4 protein-coding genes and 1 pseudogene are annotated in these 19469 nt (G+C 67.8%); all 5 read right to left on the bottom strand.

The annotated features are described in order from the left end of the window. Positions 1–241 precede the first annotated feature (241 nt). The 5 genes and pseudogenes from AOK17_RS13280 to AOK17_RS13260 all read right to left on the bottom strand — a co-directional run bounded on the left by AOK17_RS13280 (position 242) and on the right by AOK17_RS13260 (position 18978). Positions 242–910 (bottom strand): aspartate/glutamate racemase family protein, encoded by a 669-nt coding sequence (locus tag AOK17_RS13280; RefSeq protein ID WP_206190748.1) that lies wholly within the window; start codon positions 908–910, stop codon positions 242–244. Further along, positions 880–1233: pseudogene (locus tag AOK17_RS13275) on the bottom strand (GNAT family N-acetyltransferase); the annotation flags it as partial. The pseudogene AOK17_RS13275 and the gene AOK17_RS13280, both read right to left, overlap by 31 nt. 49 nt (positions 1234–1282) lie before the next feature. Then, positions 1283–1702 carry an aspartate 1-decarboxylase gene (gene panD, locus AOK17_RS13270; protein WP_055612614.1) on the bottom strand — a complete coding sequence of 140 codons (420 nt, stop codon included), beginning with the start codon at positions 1700–1702 and terminating at the stop codon, positions 1283–1285. Positions 1703–1888: 186 nt separating this feature from the next. After that, positions 1889–2101 (bottom strand): MbtH family protein, encoded by a 213-nt coding sequence (locus AOK17_RS13265; RefSeq protein WP_055612613.1) that lies wholly within the window; start codon positions 2099–2101, stop codon positions 1889–1891. 47 nt (positions 2102–2148) lie between these two features. Continuing rightward, positions 2149–18978, bottom strand: coding sequence for a non-ribosomal peptide synthetase (locus tag AOK17_RS13260; RefSeq protein ID WP_169801915.1), 16830 nt, complete (start codon positions 18976–18978; stop codon positions 2149–2151). Positions 18979–19469: the final 491 nt, after the last annotated feature.

Raw genomic sequence — 19469 nt, 5'->3', positions numbered from 1 at the left:
GACGGGGGCGGTTCCGGGAGCGGGTGGGGTTTGGGGGACGGGAGCGGGTCCGGTTCCGGGAAGGGTTGCGGGTGGTCGGGGCCCGGGCCCGGTGTGGGGCCCGGCTTCACGGGGTCGGGGTACGGGTGCGTCATGGCGTCCTCCAGCCAGTCGGTACGTCGGCCCTGGACTTCTCCCACGCGTACCCGTGCCCCGCGCGCCCACTCACCCCGTCGCGGGACGAACTCGGGACCAGGTGGGCCTACGTCCCGCCGGCCGCCACCGCTCCCGCGGCCAGCCCGGGGCGCGGGCTGGACAGCACCGGTACGGCGGTCGTGGTGAGGTGCTGGGCCGGGGTCATCGAGGCCTGGGCGAGGACGATCGCGTCGGCGTCCGTGACACTGTCGGCGGCGGACGCGACGGCCCGGGCGTACGCGTCCATGTCGCCCGCCGCGAAGTGGTCCCAGGCGTCGGCCGCCAGCAGGGTGCGTACGACGGTCGGGGATCCCGCGCAGGCGGCCTCCTCCTCGACGAGGGCCACCGTCGGGCCGAGGGTGCTCTCCACCGTGGCGAGCACGACGACGCGCGGCCCCGCCGCCACCGCGGCAGCCGCCATCGGACGGTCCACCCGGAGCACGGGCACACCGGGGCGGGCGGCCTCGGCGACCGCGCCGATGGTGGAACAGGTGCAGAGAACCGCGACCGCCCCGTCCGCGACGGCCCGGTCCAGCATCGCGCGCACCTCGTCGGCCACCGCCTCCGGTCCTTCCGCCCGGGCCCGCTCCAGGAGCTCCTCGGACACGAAGTGCCGCAGCTCCAGGGCCGGGTGGTCCTCGTCACGGAGCGCGTCGAAGACGGGGATGTGGACGGGCGAGGTGTGCAGCAGGGCGAGCGGTCCCATCAGAACCGGCCCGGGTGTGCCACCAGCCATGCCTTCGCCGCGCTCAGCAGCTCGGGGTCGGCCGCCGGAGCCTCGTCGGGGTGGCGTGCGGCCCACTTGACGACGTACGGGCAGAGCGGGGCGACCGGGACTCCCTCGCGGGCCGACATGGCGTACAGCTCGCGGGCGAGGGAGCCCGCGATGCCCTTCCCTTCATGGGCGGGCTCCACGATCGTGTGGACCGGGACGAGTGCGCGAGCCGGGCTTTCGAGGACGAAATACTCGATGTGGCCGACGACTTCGTCACCGGCGTACGCCTCCAGGCGGCCGGCCGCCCGGTCGTCGCGGATCGCGGTCTCGCTCATGGTCTCTCCTCGCGGATGCGGATGCGGATGCGGATGCCGTTACGGATGCGGATCGCGGTCAGGCCGGGACGGCCTGCGGGCTGCGCTCCTGGTCCGATCCCGGCACCGGCTCGGACGGATCCGCGCCGAGGGCCACGATCCGGTTCCCGGCGTTCACATGCACGATCCGCGGCCTCAGCGACCGGGCCTCGGCGTCGGAGACCTGAGCGTAACTGATGATGATCACCAGGTCTCCGGGGTGCACGAGGTGCGCCGCAGCCCCGTTGATACCGATGACACCGGACCCGCGCTCCCCCTCGATGACGTACGTCTCCAGGCGGGCACCGTTGTCGATGTCGACGATGTGGACCAGCTCGCCGGGCAGCAGATCGGCCGCGTCGAGGAGATCGGCGTCGATGGTCACGGATCCGACGTAGTGCAGGTCGGCCTGGGTGACCGTGGCGCGATGGATCTTGGACTTGAACATGGTGCGCAGCATGAGGCGTTGCTCCTGGGGTGAGAGGGTCGCGTCCCGGGGTGCGGGTACGCGCCGACGCCGTCAGGGTACGGCGGCGCCGTGCGCGGTGCCTATGCCACTACCTCCTCCGCCACAGCGATCTCCGTCACGCCGTTCTCCGTCGTGCCGTCCGAGGCACCCGCCGTGCCAGTCAGTCCCCGACCCTGCTCAGTCGGCGTTCATGGCATCCATCAAGCTCTTGGGGCGCATGTCGGTCCAGGTCGTCTCGATGAAGTCAAGGCACGCCTGACGCTCTGCCTCTCCGAAGACCAGCTCCCACCCGTCCGGCACGTCAACGAATGTGGGCCAGAGCGAGAACTGACCCTCCTCGTTCTTCAGAACAAGATAGTTGGCGTCCTCGTCCTCAAAAGGGTTCGTCATTATTCGGTCCTTTCTCTCAATCGAAGGTGGAAGTACGCGGGATCAGCTCAGCCGAACGATTCTCTGCCCTTTTCCGTGGACAGCCAATCAGCAATGGCATTCCACAGCAGCGAGAGCATGGGAGGGTCCGCCATTTCGTCGTGAGAACAAGGCAACCGTGACTCGCTTATGTGACCGGAAGCATAAGGCTGCCACATGGCACGGCCCCAACCGTCCTCCAGTTCGTCCGACGAGATGAAGAGGAGGTCGCCGTGGAATCTGCGAGGGTAATGATTCACGTAGATGCGGGTATTGTTTGCGATGATTCTCGCCCGCACTTCAGCATCTTCGTCTGAAATCTCGCTGCGGAAGTAGTCCGGAAGTCCGGCGAGATCACGGAGAGCAGGCGCCTCGTCGAGCACGTCCGACGCACTCTCACGATCGTCCCGGACGGTCTTGTCCGAGTCGAGAGTGTCGAGTGGGGCGGGTGCATAGCCGCCCATGATGACGAGTGCCACTTGCTGGCCGTCTTCCTGCAGTTGCACAGCCATCTCCTGCGCCACGCGGCCCCCCATTGACCACCCCAGCAGATGATACGGACCGGACGGTTGCACGGTACGCAATTCTTTTACGTACTCCTCCGCCATTTCCCGGATGGATCCCGGCAACTCACCCGCACCGTCGACATCCCGCGCCTGCAGGCCGTACAGGGGGATGCCAGGCGGTACGAATCCAGCCAGGGGCGCGAAGCACCAGCTCAGCCCGGATCGTGGGTGGACACAGAAGAGGGGTGACCGGCTCCCGTGCGTCCTGATGGGAAGAAGCGTACGAAGGGATTCGTTTATCTCGGGAAGACTGAGCCGATGTGCGAGTCCTGCGACGCTGGGTGCTTCCATCAACATCCGAAGGGAGACATCGACGCCCATGACCGTACGAATCCGACGCACCAGCTTGACCGCGAGAAGTGAATGTCCACCGCGTTCGAAGAAGTTGTCCTCGACGCCGATTTGAGGCACATTCAGTTCTTCGGCGAAGAGTCTGCACAGGATTTCCTCCTGGACCGAGGAGGGCTCCGGGCTCGGCGCGGACGCGGTGTGGTCCGGCGCCGGGAGTTCCCGTCGATTCAGTTTCCCGTTCGCCGTCAGCGGCAGACTCTCCAGGACCACCAGCGCGGACGGCACCATGTACTGCGGCAGCATCGCGCCGAGATGGGCGCGCAGGGCAGCCCGGTCGACGTCGGCGGTCTCGCCGTCGCTGCTGGTGTTGCCGCTGTCGGGGACGAGGTAGCCGACCAGGCGTTTGTCACCGGGGCGGTCCTCACGCACCATCACCGCTGCCTGGGCCACGGACGGATGTGTGCTCAGCGCGGCCTCGACCTCACCCAGCTCGACACGGAACCCACGAACCTTCACCTGGCCATCCGTACGGCCCAGATACTCCAGTTGTCCCTCAGCGTTCCAGCGGGCCAGGTCGCCGGTGCGGTACATCCGCTCGCCCGGGGTGAAGGGGTTGGCGACGAACCGCTGCGCGGTCAGCCCCGGCCGGGCGTGGTAGCCGCGGGCCAGTTGGGCACCGGAGACGTACAACTCCCCCGCGACGCCCACCGGCACCGGCTGCAGGGCCGGGTCCAGGACGTAGACCCGGGTGTTCCACACCGGACGGCCGATCGGCGCGGCACCCCCGGGCCATGCCGCCCGGTCCGCAGGCAGGGTATGGGCGGTGACCACATGAGTCTCGGACGGACCGTAGTGGTTGTGCAGCACCGTCCCGGCCGCCCCGCACAGGTCACGGACCCGATCGCTGAGCACGAGGGCCTCGCCGGCCTGGGAGACATGACGTAGCCACGGCAGGTCCGTGCCCTGCTCCGCCACAGCCTCACCCAGGGCGTCCACCATCATGGTGGGGGCGTACAGCTCAGTGGCCTTCTGCTCCCTCAGCCATGCCACGAACTCTTCCGGGTTACGCCGGATCTCTTCGTCCGGAACCACGAGGGTCTTGCCGTCCAGGAGGGCCGAGAGGATCTCCTGGGCCGAGACGTCGAAGCTGATCGCGGTGAACTGAGCGACCCGCGAACCGGCCTCGGCAGGGATGGCGGAAGCGTGCCAGGACATCAGGTTGACCAGCGCGCCACAGGACATCACCACACCCTTGGGACGCCCGGTCGAGCCGGAGGTGTAGATCAGGTACGCGGGGTGCTCCGGCAGCAGCGGACCGGTCCGCTCCTCATCGCCTGGAGCGTCGGTCGGCAGTGCGGCGAGTTCGGCGACCACCGCAAGGTCGTCCAGCAGCAGCGCGGGCCCGGTGGCCATGCGCCCGGCGACCTCTGTGGTGGTCAGCGTCAGCGAGGGGACGGCATCGGCCAGCATGAAGGCGATCCGCTCGGCCGGGTACTCCGGATCGATCGGCACGTAACCGGCGCCCGACTTCAGCACCGCCAGCAGACCGACGACCAGGTCCACCGAGCGAGGCACGGCCAGCCCGACGATGCGCTCGGGACCGATACCGCGACGAATCAGCAACCGGGCAAGCCGGTTCGCACGCTCGTCGAGCTCCGCGTAAGTCACCTCAGCGCCACCGAAGACCACCGCGACCGCATCAGGATTCTTCGCGACCCGGGCCTGGAACAGCTCCGGCAGCGCCACCCTCGGCACCTCCTGGACGGTGTCGTTCCACCCCGCCACAACCCGGTGCCGCTCCTCCGCCGACAGCACCTCCACGCCGCTGACCCGCTGGTGCGGTTCCCTGGTGACGGTGTCCAGGACGCGGACGAACCGTTCGGCCAGGGTCTCCACCGTTTCGCGGTCGAACAGGTCGAGGGCGTAGTCGATACCGCCGTACAGACCGGCCGGGCGATTACCACTGCCCGTACCCGTCTCCGCACGGTTGTCGGTGTCGGTGTCGGTGAAGGTCTCGCTCAGGCTGAAGAACAGGTCGAATTTGGCTGCCGGTTCGCCGATGGGCAGCGATGCGGCGTCGATGCCGGGCAGGTCGAGGACGGCTGGGGCGTTGTTCTGCAAGGCGAGCATGACCTGGAAGAGCGGGTGGCGGGCCATCGACCGGACCGGCGCGAGGTCCTCGACCAGCCGCTCGAAGGGAACGTCCTGATGCGCGAACGCCGCCAGACCGTTCTCCCGCACCTGCTCCAACAGACCGGCGAACGTGGGATCACCCGACAGGTCCGTGCGCATCACCAGCGTATTGACGAAGAACCCGACCAGGTCGTCCAACGCCTCGTCAGTGCGCCCGGCCACCGGGATACCCACCGGGATGTCACGGCCCGCGCCCACCCGGGACAGCAGTACCGCCAGCGCCGCCTGCACGACCATGAACACCGTCACACCCTGAGCGCGGGCCAGCTCGGCCACCCGGGCATGCACCTCGGCCGGCACACGGACCTCCACCCGGCCCCCACGATACGAAGCCACCGCCGGACGCGGCCGGTCGAACGGCAACACCAACTCCTGCGGCACCCCGTCCAAAGCCTTGCGCCAGTAGGCCAGTTGCTCGTTCAGCAAGCTGTCCGGGTCGGCCTCCTCACCGAGCAGCTCGCGCTGCCACAGCGTGTAGTCCGCGTACTGCACCGCCAACGGCTCCCAACCGGGTACCTGCCCGGTAGTACGAGCGGTGTACGCGACCGACACATCCCGCGTCAACGGCCCCATCGACCACCCGTCACCGGCAATGTGATGCACCACGATCACCAGGACATGCTCGTCGGGACCGGCCTCGAACAGCCACGCCCGCAACGGAACCTCAGCCGCCAGATCGAAGGCATGGCCCGCCAACTCGGCAACCACCCCCGCCAGATCCTCCTCCACCACCTCGACCACCGGCAGATCAAAGGAGGCAGGCGAGGGAAGGACCTGCTGATACGGCCTGCCCTCATCGGACGCGAAGACCGTCCGCAGCACCTCGTGCCGGCCCACCACATCGCCCAACGCCAACCGCAACGCCTCGACGTCCACATCACCGGTCAACCGCAGAGCCACGGGAATGTTGTACGTCGCCGACGGACCCTCCAACTCCCCCAGGAACCACAACCGCTGCTGCGCGAACGAGACCGGTAGCGCTCCGGGCCGTGTCATCGCCACCAGCGCGGGACGTGCCGCACCCGAATCCGTCAGCCGCTGCGCGAGTCCGGCCACGGTCGGCGCCTCGAACAGGGCCCGCATCGCAACTTCCACCCCCAGAGCCGTCCGGATCCGGTTGATCAGCGTCACCGCGAGCAGTGAGTGGCCGCCCAGTTCGAAGAAGTTGTCGTCCACGCCGACCGTGGGCAGGCCCAGGACCTCGGCGAACACCGAGCACAGGAGCTCCTCCTGCACGTTGGCCGGCGCCCGGCCGAGGTCGGCCGCCTGGTAGTCCGGAGCGGGCAGGGCCCTGCGGTCCAGCTTGCCGTTCACCGTCAACGGCAGCACATCCAGCACCACCAACGCCGACGGCACCATGTACTCCGGCAGCGCACCCCGCAGATGCCTACGTATGACAGCGATGTCCGCACCCTCCGGACCGCTCGCCGGGACGAGGTAGCCGACCAGACGCTTGTCACCGGGGCGGTCCTCACGCACCACCACCGCCGACTGGGCCACCGACGGATGCGCGGTCAACGCGGCCTCGACCTCACCCAACTCGATACGGAACCCACGAACCTTCACCTGGTCATCCGCACGGCCCAGGAAGTCCAGGACACCGTCCGGTCGCCATTTCGCCAGGTCGCCGGTGCGGTACATCCTCTCGCCCGGGGTGAAGGGGTTGGCGACGAACCGCTGTGCGGTCAGCCCCGGCTGGTCGAGGTAGCCGCGGGCCAGGCTCGCGCCGGCGAGGTACAACTCCCCCGCCACCCCCGGCGGAACAGGTCGCAGAGCCGGGTCCAGCACGTAGACCCGGGTGTTGGCTATGGGTGTGCCTACGGGCGGGGTGTCGTGGTCGTCGGCGGACAGGGGGCCGGTGGTGGTGGCACAGACGGTGGATTCCGTCGGTCCGTAGGCGTTGATGAGACGACGGCCTTCGGCCCAACCGGCAACCAGGTTCTGGCTGAGGGCTTCGCCGGCTGTGATGAGGGTCGTGATCGACGGCAGGCTGTCCGGTTCCAGGAGAGCCAGTGCGGCGGGAGGCAGGGTGGCGTGTGTGATCGAACGCTGCGCGACCAGGCGGACGAGCGCCTGGCCCGGCAGCAGGTCGGGCGACGCGGCCGACACGAGGCAGGCCCCGTTGCACAAGCCCATCACCATCTCCCAGACCGCCGCGTCGAAACTCGCCGAGGCGAACTGCAACACCCGGCTACCCGCCGCGATCCCGAACTCCTCCGCCTGCACGGCAGCCAGGCTCGGCAGCCCTTGATGGGTGACAGCCACACCCTTCGGCTGCCCGGTGGATCCGGAGGTGTAGATGACGTACGCGGGGTGAGCGGGCAGCAGGGCGGTACGGCGCTCGGCGTCCGTGGGATCCGAGTCGTCGAAATCCGCGAGTGCGGCAGTGGTTCGGGGGTCATCGACGGCCACATGGGGCGGGTGGCTGTCGGTGAGGCGGGAGGCCAGATCCATGCTGGTGAGCACCAGGAGGGGCTCGGCGTCGGTGAGCATGTAAGTGATGCGGTCGGAGGGGTAGTCGGGGTCGATGGGCAGGTAGGCGCCGCCTGCCTTCGTCACCGCGAGGGAGGCGACGACCATGTCGATGGAACGCACCAGCATGACTGCGACCAGCGACTCGGGGCCCACTCCGCGGTCGATCAGCAGCCGGGCGAGGCGGTTGGCACGGGCGTTGAGTTCCGTATAGCTGAGCTCCACGTCCTCGAAGAGGAGGGCGGTCGCATCAGGGGTGCGGGCGGCTTGAGCCTGGAACAGTCCCGGCAGCGTCGCAGCGGGCACGTCGCGGGCGGTGTCGTTCCATTCGGCCAGGATCCGGTGCCGCTCCGCGGGATCGAGGACGTCCACCGTGCTGATCCGCTGGTGTGGTGCTGTTTCCAGGGCGGTGACGACGCCTTCGGCGGCGGTGTGGACCATGGCGCACAGTGATGCACCCGAGACGGGTTCGGCGACCTGCACGGTGAAGGTGAAACCGTCACCGGTGTCGTCCACGCTCAGCCCGATCGGGTAGTTCGTCCGCTCCTGGTCGTACAGCAACTCGATGCCGTCGAGGCGGCTGTCCGTTGCCGGCTCGGTGCTCCTGGAGTGCCGGTAGTTGAACAGGGAGGTGAACAGCGGGGTGTCCGCCTTGATGCCGCTGGCCTGCCGGGCGAGTTTCAAGGGGGCGTGTTCGTGGACGAGCAGGTCCGCCAGCTGGTTCTGCACCGACCGGACCGTGTCCATCACCTGCGCGCCGTGTGTCTGCACCCGTACCGGCAGGGAGTTGATGAACAGGCCCAGAACGCGGTCCGCGCCGCTTCCCGCGGCCATGCGGCCGAACAGGACGGTGCCGAAGACGACGTCGTCCCGGCCCGCGGTGGCCGCCAGAACCCGCGCCCACACCACGTGCAGGACCGTGGCCGGGCTCACGCCCAGCCGGCGTGACTGGTCCCGCAGTCGCTGCGCGAGTTCCGCGTCCATCACGCGACGGGACTCCGCCACGCCGGTGCCGTCGCCACGGACGTCGAGCAGGCCGAACGGCGCGGTCGGCTCGGTCACGTCCCCCAGCAGGGTGGAGAAGTACCTCTGGTGTTCCTCCTGGGTCACCCGCAGGCGGGCCTGGGCAACGAAGTTCCGGAACGGCAAAGGAGCGGGCAGGGTGTCCTCGCGGCCCGTGATGAACGCGCGCACCTCCTGCAGCAGCACGTCCAGGGTGGTGTGGTCCGAGATCAGGTGATGGGCCTGAACGAGTGCGAGCCACTGACCGTTCACCGGGTCGGTCGCCGTGTACACGCGGATCAGCGGTGCCTGGCCGATGTCCATCGATCCAGGACACGCGGCCAGCATCCGGCCGGTCACCTCATCGTCAGGCCCCTCGGGCAGGTCGACGCTCTCCACCGGGATCGCAGCACGGCGCACCACCACCTGAACCGGTTCGCGCAGTCCTTCCCATACGACGGCGGTCCGCAGGATGTCGTGCCGGTCGACGACCTTCTGCAGTGCGTCCACGAACCCGTCGAGCCGCTGCCGGGAATCGAACCCCAACAGCACCGGCAGCACATACACATCGGTCCGGTCCCCGGAGTCACCCATCAGGTGGTGGAAGAGGATCCCTTCCTGCAGCGGAGCCAGCGGGTAGACATCCGCCACGTTGCCCGCTCCGCCGGGAACCCGGGCCACGATCCGGTCGATCTCCCCGCGGGTCAGATCCACCAGGGGGAGCATGTCGGGAGAAATGGTCAGGGCGTTGTCCGGAATCCGGTTCTCCGGCACCACCACCTCGGCCCGGCCACCCGACACCGCCAGTCCGGCAGCCGTGGGCGCCGCGAACAACGACCGCACGTCAACCGATATCCCCCGAGCACGCAGCAGCTCGACCACCCGCACCGCGAGCAGTGAGTGGCCGCCCAGTTCGAAGAAGTTGTCGTCCACGCCGACCGTGGGCAGGCCCAGAACCTCGGCGAACACCGAGCACAGGACCTCTTCCTGCACGGTGGCCGGGCCCCGGCCGCGGTCGGCCGCCTGGTAGTCCGGAGCGGGCAGGGCCCTGCGGTCAAGCTTGCCGTTCGCCGTCAGCGGCAACTCATCCAGGACCACCAGCGCGGACGGCACCATGTACTCCGGCAGCATCGCGCCCAGATAGGCGCGCAGAGCAGCGGTGTCGACACCACCTGTGTGAGCGGTGGCGGGAACGAGGTAGCCGACCAGACGCTTGTCGCCGGGACGGTCCTCACGCACCACCACCGCCGACTGGGCCACCGACGAGTGCGCGGTCAGCGCGGCCTCGACCTCACCCAGCTCGATACGGAACCCACGAACCTTCACCTGGTCATCGGTACGCCCGAGGTATTCGACCTGCCCGTCGGCGTTCCAGCGGGCCAGGTCGCCGGTGCGATACATCCGCTCACCCGAGGTGAAGGGGTTGGCGACGAACCGCTGCGCGGTCAGCCCCGGCCGGTCGAGGTAGCCGCGGGCCAGGCCCGCACCGGCGACGTACAACTCCCCCGCCACCCCTGGCGGAACCGGCCGCAGAGCCGAGTCCAGCACGTAGACCCGGGTGTTGGGGACGGGTGTGCCGATGGGCGGGGTGCCGTGGTCGTCGGCGGACAGGGGGCCGGTGGTGGTGGCACAGACGGTGGATTCCGTCGGTCCGTAGGCGTTGACGAGACGACGTCCTTCGGCCCAACCGGCAACCAGGTTCTGGCTGAGGGCTTCGCCGCCGGTGATGAGCGTCGTCATCGACGGCAGACTGCCCGGTTCCAGGAGGGCCAGAGCGGCGGGAGGCAGGAGTGCGTGCGTGACCGAGTTCTCCGCGGCCAGGCGGACGAGCGCCTGGCCCGGCAGCAGGTCGGGCGACGCGGCCGACACGAGGCAGGCCCCGTTACACAGGGCCATCGCCATCTCCCAGACCGCCGCGTCGAAACTCGCCGAGGCGAACTGCAACACCCGGCTACCCGCCGCGATCCCGAACTCCTCCGCCTGCACGGCGGTCAGGCTCGGCAGCCCTTGATGGGTGACAGCCACACCCTTCGGCCGTCCGGTGGACCCGGAGGTGTAGATCACGTAGGCAGGGTGAGCGGGCAGCAGGGTGCTACGACGCTCAATGTCGCTGAGGTCGAAGTCGTCGAAATCCTCAAGTACGGCGGCTGTACGAGGGTCGTCGACAGCCACGTAGGGCGGGTGGCTGTCGGTGAGGCGGGAGGCCAGGTCCGTGCTGGTGAGCACCAGAAGGGGCCGGGCGTCGGCGAGGAGGTAAGTGATCCGCTCGGCGGGGTAGTCCGGGTCGACGGGCAGGTAGGCACCGCCTGCCTTCGTCACCGCGAGGAAGGCGACGACGAGGTCGGCCGAGCGGTGCACCATGACTGCGACCAGCGACTCGGGGCCCACTGCGCGATCGATCAGCAGGCGGGCGAGGCGGTTGGCACGCTCGTTGAGCTCGGCGTAGGTCACCTCGACGTCGGCGAAGACCACCGCGGTTGCGTCGGGGGTACGGGCAGCCTGGGCCTGGAACAGCTCCGGCAGCGTCGCCGCGGGCACGTCACAGGCGGTGTCGTTCCACTCGACCAGGATCCGCTCCCGCTCTGCCGGGTCCAGTACCGCGATCGCGTCGATGTGCTGGTCGGGGTTGGCGGTGACGGTGTCCAGGACGCGGACGAACCGTTCGGCCAGGCTCTCGACCGTTTCGCGGTCGAACAGGTCGAGGGCGTAGTCGATACCGCCGTGCAGACCGGCCGGGCGATTGCCGCTGCCCGTATCCGTCTCGGCACGGGTGGCGGTGCTGGTGGCGGTGTCCGTGTCCGTGTCCGTGTGGAAGGTCTCGACCAGGGCGAAGGACAGGTCGAATTTGGCTGCCGGTTCACCGGCGGGCACGAGTTCGGCGTCGATGCCGGGCAGGTCCAGTAGCGCCTGGGCGTTGTTCTGCAAGGCGAGCATGACCTGGAAGAGCGGGTGGCGGGCCATCGAGCGGGCCGGTGCGAGGTCCTCGACCAGCCGCTCGAAGGGAACGTCCTGATGCGCGAACGCCGCCAGACCGTTCTCCCGCACCTGCTCCAACAGACCGGCGAACGTGGGATCACCAGACAGATCGGTGCGCATCACCAACGTGTTGACGAAGAACCCGACCAGGTCGTCCAACGCCTCATCGGTGCGTCCGGCCACCGGAGTACCCACCGGGATGTCACGGCCCGCGCCCACCCGGGACAGCAGTACCGCCAGCGCCGCCTGCACGACCATGAACACCGTCACACCCCGGGCACGGGCCAGCTCGACCATCCGGGCATGCACCTCGGCCGGTACACGGACCTCCACCCGGCCGCCGCGATACGAAGCCACCGCCGGCCGCGGCCGGTCGAACGGCAACACGAGCTCTTGCGGCACCCCGTCCAAAGCCGTGCGCCAATACCCCAACTGCTCATTCAGCAGGCTGTCCGGGTCGGCCTCCTCACCGAGCAGCTCACGCTGCCACAGCGTGTAGTCCGCGTACTGCACCCCCAACGGCTCCCAACCAGGTGCCCGCCCGGCGGTACGGGCCGTGTACGCGACCGACACATCGCGCGCCAACGGCCCCATCGACCACCCGTCACCGGCAATGTGATGCACCACCATCACCAGGACATGCTCGTCAGGACCGGCCCCGAACAGCCAGGCCCGCAACGGGATCTCGGTGGCGAGATCGAAACACTGACCCGCGACCTCGCTGATCGCCGACTCAAGGTCAGCCACCTGCTCAACCGCAAGAGACACCGAAGCCTCTTCAGACGAAAGAATCCGCTGATAGGGCTGTCCGTCCACCGTGGCGAACACCGTCCGCAGCACCTCGTGCCGACCCACCACATCGCCCAACGCCAACCGCAACGCCTCAACATCCAGCGGCCCAGTCAGTCGCACAGCCACGGGAATGTTGTACGTCGCCGACGGGCCCTCCAACTCCCCCAGGAACCACAACCGTTGCTGCGCGAACGACAACGGCGCCGCCTTGGGCCGTGTCATCGCCACCAACGCAGGACGTGCCGCAACGGACGAGGTCAACCGACCCGCCAAGCCGGCCGGAGTGGGCGCCTCGAACAGCGCCCGGATCGGCACCTCCACCCCGAAGACCGACCGGATACGGCTCACCAGCCGGGTCGCCAGCAGCGAATGGCCACCCAGCTCGAAGAAGTTGTCCTCCACCCCGACCGTGGACAGGCCCAAAACCTCTGCGAACACCGAACACAGGAGCTCCTCCTGCACCGTCGCCGGCCCCCGCCCACGGTCCACCGCCTGGTAGTCCGGAGCAGGCAGCGCCTTACGGTCCAGCTTGCCGTTCACCGTCAACGGCAGCGCATCCAGCACCACCAACGCCGACGGCACCATGTAGTCCGGCAACACCTCGCCAAGACGAGCGCTCAGCGCGGCAAGCTCCGTACTGTCGTGACTGCCGCCGTTGCCACTGGCGGGGACGAAGTAGCCGACCAAGCGCTTGTCACCGGGGCGGTCCTCGCGCACCACCACCACCGACTGAGCCACAACCGGCTGCGCGCTCAGCGCGGCCTCGACCTCACCCAACTCGATACGGAAACCCCGGATCTTCACCTGGTCATCGGTACGCCCGAGATACTCCAGCTGCCCGTCGGCGTTCCAGCGGGCCAGGTCGCCGGTGCGGTACATCCTCTCGCCCGACCCGCCGTAGGGGTTGGCGACGAACCGCTCCGCCGTCAACCCCGGCCGGTCGAGATAGCCACGCGCCAGCTGGACACCGGCCAGGTACAACTCACCCGCCACCCCCGGCGGTACCGGCCGCAGGGCTGCGTCCAGGACGAAGACTCTCGTGTTCGGAACGGAACGGCCGATGGGGACGCCACCCAGTACATCCGGGTCGCCGGGACGGATGGTGAAGGTGACACATCCGACGGCCGCCTCGGTCGGACCGTACTCATTCGTGATCAGGACATCGTGGTGCGCGGACCGCCACCGTATGAGCTGCTCGCCCGTAAGGCTTTCGCCGCCGACGACGAGGTCTCCCCGGGCGAAGGATCCGGCGGGCCCTTCGGACAGCAGGCCCAGGTGGCTCGGCGTCACCTTCAGGAAGGTGGGCGCCAGTTCGGCGGGAAGCCCGTCCTGGATATCCGCGATATGCAGGGCGCCGCCCAAGATCAGCGTGCCGTACAACGGTGTAACGGTCAGGTCGAACGCAGCCGACGAGTGCAGCACGGTCCGACCACTCAGCCCGGGGTACGCGCCGATTGCCCAGTCGAGGTAGTAGGAGACCGCTGCGTGGCTCACCACGACGCCCTTGGGGCGACCCGTGGAGCCGGAGGTGTAGATCACGTAGGCGGGGTGGGCGGGCAGGAGTGCCGCTCCTCGCTCGTGGTCCGCGAGGTTCTCCCCGGCCATGGCGGACAGGGCCGCCGTGGTGTCCGGAGCATCCGTCACGATGCGTGTAACGCCGTCATCCGCTGCGCCTGTCACGGACTGGCGTGTAACCAGCACTGTGGCCTGCGCGTCATTGAGCATGTAGGTGATGCGGTCGGCGGGGTACGCCGGGTCGATCGGGACGTACGCGGCTCCGGTCTTGACCACTGCGAGGAGTGAGACGACGAGGTCGGCGGAGCGGTCCATCATCACCGCAACGCGTTCTTCCGGCCGGGCGCCTCTCTTCACGAGGACGCGGGCCAGTCGGTTGGCACGCTCGTTCAACTCCGCATAGGTCATCTCGGTGCCGTCGAAGACCACCGCGGTCGCGTCGGGGGTGCGCGTGACCTGGGCTTCGAACAGTTCGACCAGCGTGGCCTGCGGAACCTCGTGGGTGGTGTCGTTCCACCCGGACAGGATCCGCTCGCGCTCCGCGGTGTCCAGGACATCGACGCGGCCGACCGGCACCGACGGATCCGCGGTCACCGTCTCCAGGACCATGAGCAGGCGCCGTGCGATCGCCTCGGCACTCGCCGGATCGAACAGGTCGGTGGCATAGATGATCAGTCCGGTCAGGCCCGCCGGGGTGCCGTCGTCGGTGATCTGCTCGGCGATCTGGAAGTCCAGGTCGAACTTGGCGGGAAGGACGCCCGCAGGCAGTACCTCGACGGTCAGCCCTGGCAGGTCGAGACGGGCCTCGGCGGTGTTCTGCAGGGTGAGCATGACCTGGAAGAGCGGGTGGCGGGCCATCGACCGGGCCGGGGCCAGGTCCTCCACCAGCCGCTCGAAGGGCACATCCTGGTGCGTGTAGGCGCCGAGGTCCGCTTCCCGTGTTCTGGCCAGCAGTTGCAGGAAGGCCGGATCCCCGGACAGGTCCGAGCGCAGGACGAGGGTGTTGACGAAGAACCCCACCAGGTCGTCCAGTGCCTCGTCGGTGCGGCCGGCGATCGGGGTGCCGACCGGAATGTCGTCTCCGGCCCCGAGCCGGTGCAGCAGGACGGCCAACGCCGCCTGCACCACCATGAACACCGTCACACCCTGCGCTCTGGCCAGCTCCACCAGGGCGCCGTGGGTGTCGGCGTCGATGGTCAGCTCCACGCTTCCACCCCGGTGGGAGGAGATCGTCGGGCGTGGCCGGTCGAACGGCAGCGTCAGTTCCTGGGGCAGGTCGGCCAGTGCCTCGCGCCAGTAGCCGAGTTGCCGGGCCAGCACACTGGCCGCGTCATCCTCCTCGCCCAGCAGTTGACGCTGCCACAGGCTGTAGTCGGCGTACTGCACCGACAACGTTGCCCACTCCGGCGTCCGGCCGGTGGACCGAGCCGTGTAAGCAGCTGACAGATCACGCGCCAGCGGGGCCAGGGACCATCCGTCACCCGCAATGTGGTGCACCACGATCACCAGGACATGCTCGTCGGGACCTGCCTCGAACAGCCAGGCCCGCAACGGAACCTCGGTGGCGAGATCGAAGCGATGACCCGCGACCTCGTTGATCGCCGACGCAAGGTCAGCCACCTGCTCGACCGCAAGGGACACCGAGGCTTCCTCGACCGAGAGGATCCGCTGGTAGGGCTGTCCGTCCACCGTGGCGAACACCGTCCGCAGCACCTCGTGCCGGCCCACCACATCGCCCAAGGCAGTCTTCAGAGCGTCGACATCCAGCGGCCCGGTCATCCGCAGAGCCACGGGAATGTTGTACGTCGCCGACGGGCCCTCCAACTCCCCCAGGAACCACAACCGTTGCTGCGCGAACGAGACCGGCACCCGCTCCGTCCGCTCCACCCGCACCAGCGGCTGCCGCCTCGCACCGGACGAGGTCAACCGGCCCGCCAAGGCAGCCGGAGTGGGCGCCTCGAACAACGCCCGGATCGGCACCTCCGCCCCGAAGACCGACCGGATACGGCTCACCAGCCGGGTCGCCAGCAGCGAATGGCCACCCAGCTCGAAGAAGTTGTCCTCCACGCCGACCGTGGGCAGGCCCAAGACCTCGGCGAACACCGAGCACAGGAGCTCCTCCTGCACCGTCGCCGGCCCCCGGCCGCGGTCCGCCGACTGGTAGTCCGGAGCAGGCAGCGCCCTGCGGTCAAGCTTGCCGTTCACTGTCAACGGCAGCGCATCCAGGACCACAAGGGCCGACGGCACCATGTACTCCGGCAGCACACCCCGCAGATTCCTACGTATGACAGCGATGTCCGCACCCTCCGGACCACTCGCCGGCACGAGGTAACCGACCAGGCGCTTGTCCCCGGGACGGTCCTCACGCACCACCACCGCCGACTGGCCCACCGACGGATGCGCGGTCAACGCGGCCTCGACCTCACCCAACTCGATACGGAAACCCCGGATCTTCACCTGGTCATCGGTACGCCCGAGGTATTCGACCTGCCCGTCGGCGTTCCAGCGGGCGAGATCGCCGGTGCGGTACATCCGCTCACCCGGGGAGAACGGGTTCGCCACGAACCGCTCCGCCGTCAGCCCCGGCCGGTCGAGATAGCCACGCGCCAGCTGGACACCGGTCAGGTACAGCTCACCCGCGACACCCACCGGCACCGGGCGCAACGCCCCGTCCAGCACATAGACCCGGGTGTTCCACACCGGGCGGCCGATGGGGACACTGCTCCTGTCGATGTCGCTGTCATACGTCCATGCAGTGACCTCGACCGACGCCTCGGTGGGACCGTAGAGATTGTGAAGCGGAACGTCGAGTACGTTCCTCAGCTGTCCGGCGACGTCGCTGGGGAGCGCTTCGCCGCTGCAGAACACAGCTCGCAGGTCGGTACAGGCAGCGGCGGCCGGTTCGCGGAGGAAAACCTGCAGCAGGGACGGGACGAAGTGCGCGATCGTGACACGTTCGCGTTGGATCAACTCGGCCAGGTACGCGGGGTCGCGGTGGCCCGAGGGCTTGGCGACCACCAACGTCGCACCCTGGAGCAGCGGCCAGAAGAACTCCCGTACCGATACGTCGAAACCGAAGGGTGTTTTCTGCAACACCCGTTCCGAGGCAGCCAAGTTGTAGGTCCCCTGCAGCCACGACAGCCAGTTGACGACACCCGCGTGGGGTACGGCCACGCCCTTCGGCCGTCCGGTGGATCCTGAGGTGTAGATGACGTAGGCGGGGTGGGCGGGCAGCAGGGTGGCACGGCGCTCGGTGTCGGTGGGGTCGGTGTCGTCGAGGTCTTCGAGTGCGGTGGTGGTCCGGGGGTCGTCGACGGCCACATGGGGCGGGTGGCTGTCGGTGAGGCGGGAGGCCAGGTCCGTACTGGTGAGCACCAGGAGGGGCCGGGCGTCGGCGAGGAGGTAGGTGATCCGCTCGGCGGGGTAGTCCGGGTCGATGGGTACGTACGCCCCGCCGGCCTTGACCACCGCGAGGAGGGCGACCACCAGGTCGACGGAGCGGTGCATCATCACCGCGACCAGCGACTCGGGTCCCGCACCCCGGTCGATCAGTAATCGGGCGAGACGGTTGGCCCGCGCGTTGAGCTCCGCATAGGTCACCTCGGCACCCTCGAAGACCACCGCGACCGCGTCGGGAGTGCGGGCGGCCTGGGTCTGGAACAGCTCCGGCAGGGTCGACGCGGGCACCTCCCGGGCGGTGTCGTTCCACTCCTCGACGACCTGACGCTCCTCGGAGCCGCTCATCAACGTGATCCGGTGTACACGTTCCTCGGCGGTGGAACGCGCCATCCAGTTCATCACGTCAAGGAATTGCGCAGCATGCTCATGCACCGCTCCCCGGCTGTAAAGATCCGGATTGGCCTCCACAACCACGGATATACGTCCGTCGGACGACCTGTCGTACACCGAAATCGACAGGTCATTGAAATTTATGCCACCGAGCCCGTACACATTGCTGGAGGCGTCACCAAATCTCAGATCGTAGTCAAATGAGACGATATTGACCAGTAGAGGGTAGAGTCCGCTGCGCCCTACGAGTTTCAGGTCTCTGAGGATGTCCTCGTAGCGGTATCGCTGATGCCGCAAGGCATCTCGCACTCCGCGAGACACCTGCTTCACGAGTTCCCTCGCTGTGGCCTTCGGCTGCACCGTGAGGCGCAGAGGAATGATATTCGCCGTCATTCCGGGGATGTCCCGCAGTGCTGTTTTTCTGCCTATTACGGGGATCCCGAGAACGATGTCCTCCTGCCCGGTCGCGCGATGCAGGTAGGCGGCGCTCGCGGCTACGGCCAGACCTGAGAGGCTCGTTCCCAGCCGACGTGCGGAGGCTCTGAGTTCCACAGCGGCCTCGGCAGGGATATGGAGCGTATGCCGTATCAGTTCATGGGGCGTGGTGGAAGGTTCCTGGCCACTCAGGCTGACCGGTTGCGGGCGATCTGAAAGACGCTCCGTCCAGTACTGCCGGTCCAGTTCGAATTCCTCGGACGCCCGGTATTCGGCGTCGGCATCCATCAGTACGGAACTCGATGGCGGCCCACTGTCCGTGAGGGATTCCCCGGCCAACAGTGCCGAGTAGACCGCAGCCACTCGAGAGGCCATCAGGGATCCCGCAAGTCCGTCTGCGATGATGTGGTGAACTCGCTGATACCAGAGGAAGAGATCTTCTTCCAACTTGAACATGACCTGGGTGAAGAGTTCGCCGTCCCGGAGATCCACTGGACGTCTCATGTCCGCGCGCATCCAGCTCTCCGCGCTGGAACGGGGATCTCCGTCACGGCTCACGTCGATCACGTGAAACAGCCAATCGTTCCGCAGGTCAAAATACTGCCGCGGAATTTCGTCCGCAGCTCCCTCGAAGCGCAGACAGAAGGAGTCGAATTCTAGGACGGCTCTTCGCGCAGCAGCCTCGAACAAGTCCGTGTCCACCGCTCCGTGAATCTCAATGTATTCACCCATGTTGTAGATCGGGTTATCCGGATTCAGCTGCTGCGCATGCCATAGGCCAAGCTGTCCGGACATCAGTTCACGACGGCCATCATGCGATTCAGACATTCCCACACCTCGGTCAGCGCTCACGCCCCACATCAGGAGCAACAAAATTAATCAATTTGAACAACAATGCTGATCCGCTTGACCTTCTCAAGTCGAACTGGACACTGTCAACCTTCTGGGCGAATTGGGAAATCAATGGGCGTTTGATGTTGTTTCACAACGGCCAAATCGAACCATTTTCCCCTTCCGCGGCCACCACTCATATATTGAAACGGCCGGAATCGCCACACTGGCGCGACTGTTTTGCCTACTCGTACATGCAACTGTGCACCGACATGCATACGCCCTCGATCTGGCAGACACATGACTGCGTCTACTTGACCCAGTGCGTGTCGCTGTCTCCTCGCCGAATCGGAAAGCAGCGAGCCGAGGCACACCCAGGACACCGTTGGCCACCGCAAAGCACGCGCTACCTCCACACGCAGAACTCTCGCCGGAACAAGCCGACGCCTGAACGGCCCCGCGCCCCATAAGGAGTCCTGGGGCGCGGT

Source organism: Streptomyces phaeochromogenes, assembly GCF_001418655.1.
GTDB classification, from domain to species: Bacteria; Actinomycetota; Actinomycetes; order Streptomycetales; family Streptomycetaceae; genus Streptomyces; species Streptomyces phaeochromogenes.
The sequence above is the reverse complement of the archived record's forward strand: the minus strand, read 5'-3'. Positions and strand labels throughout refer to the sequence as shown.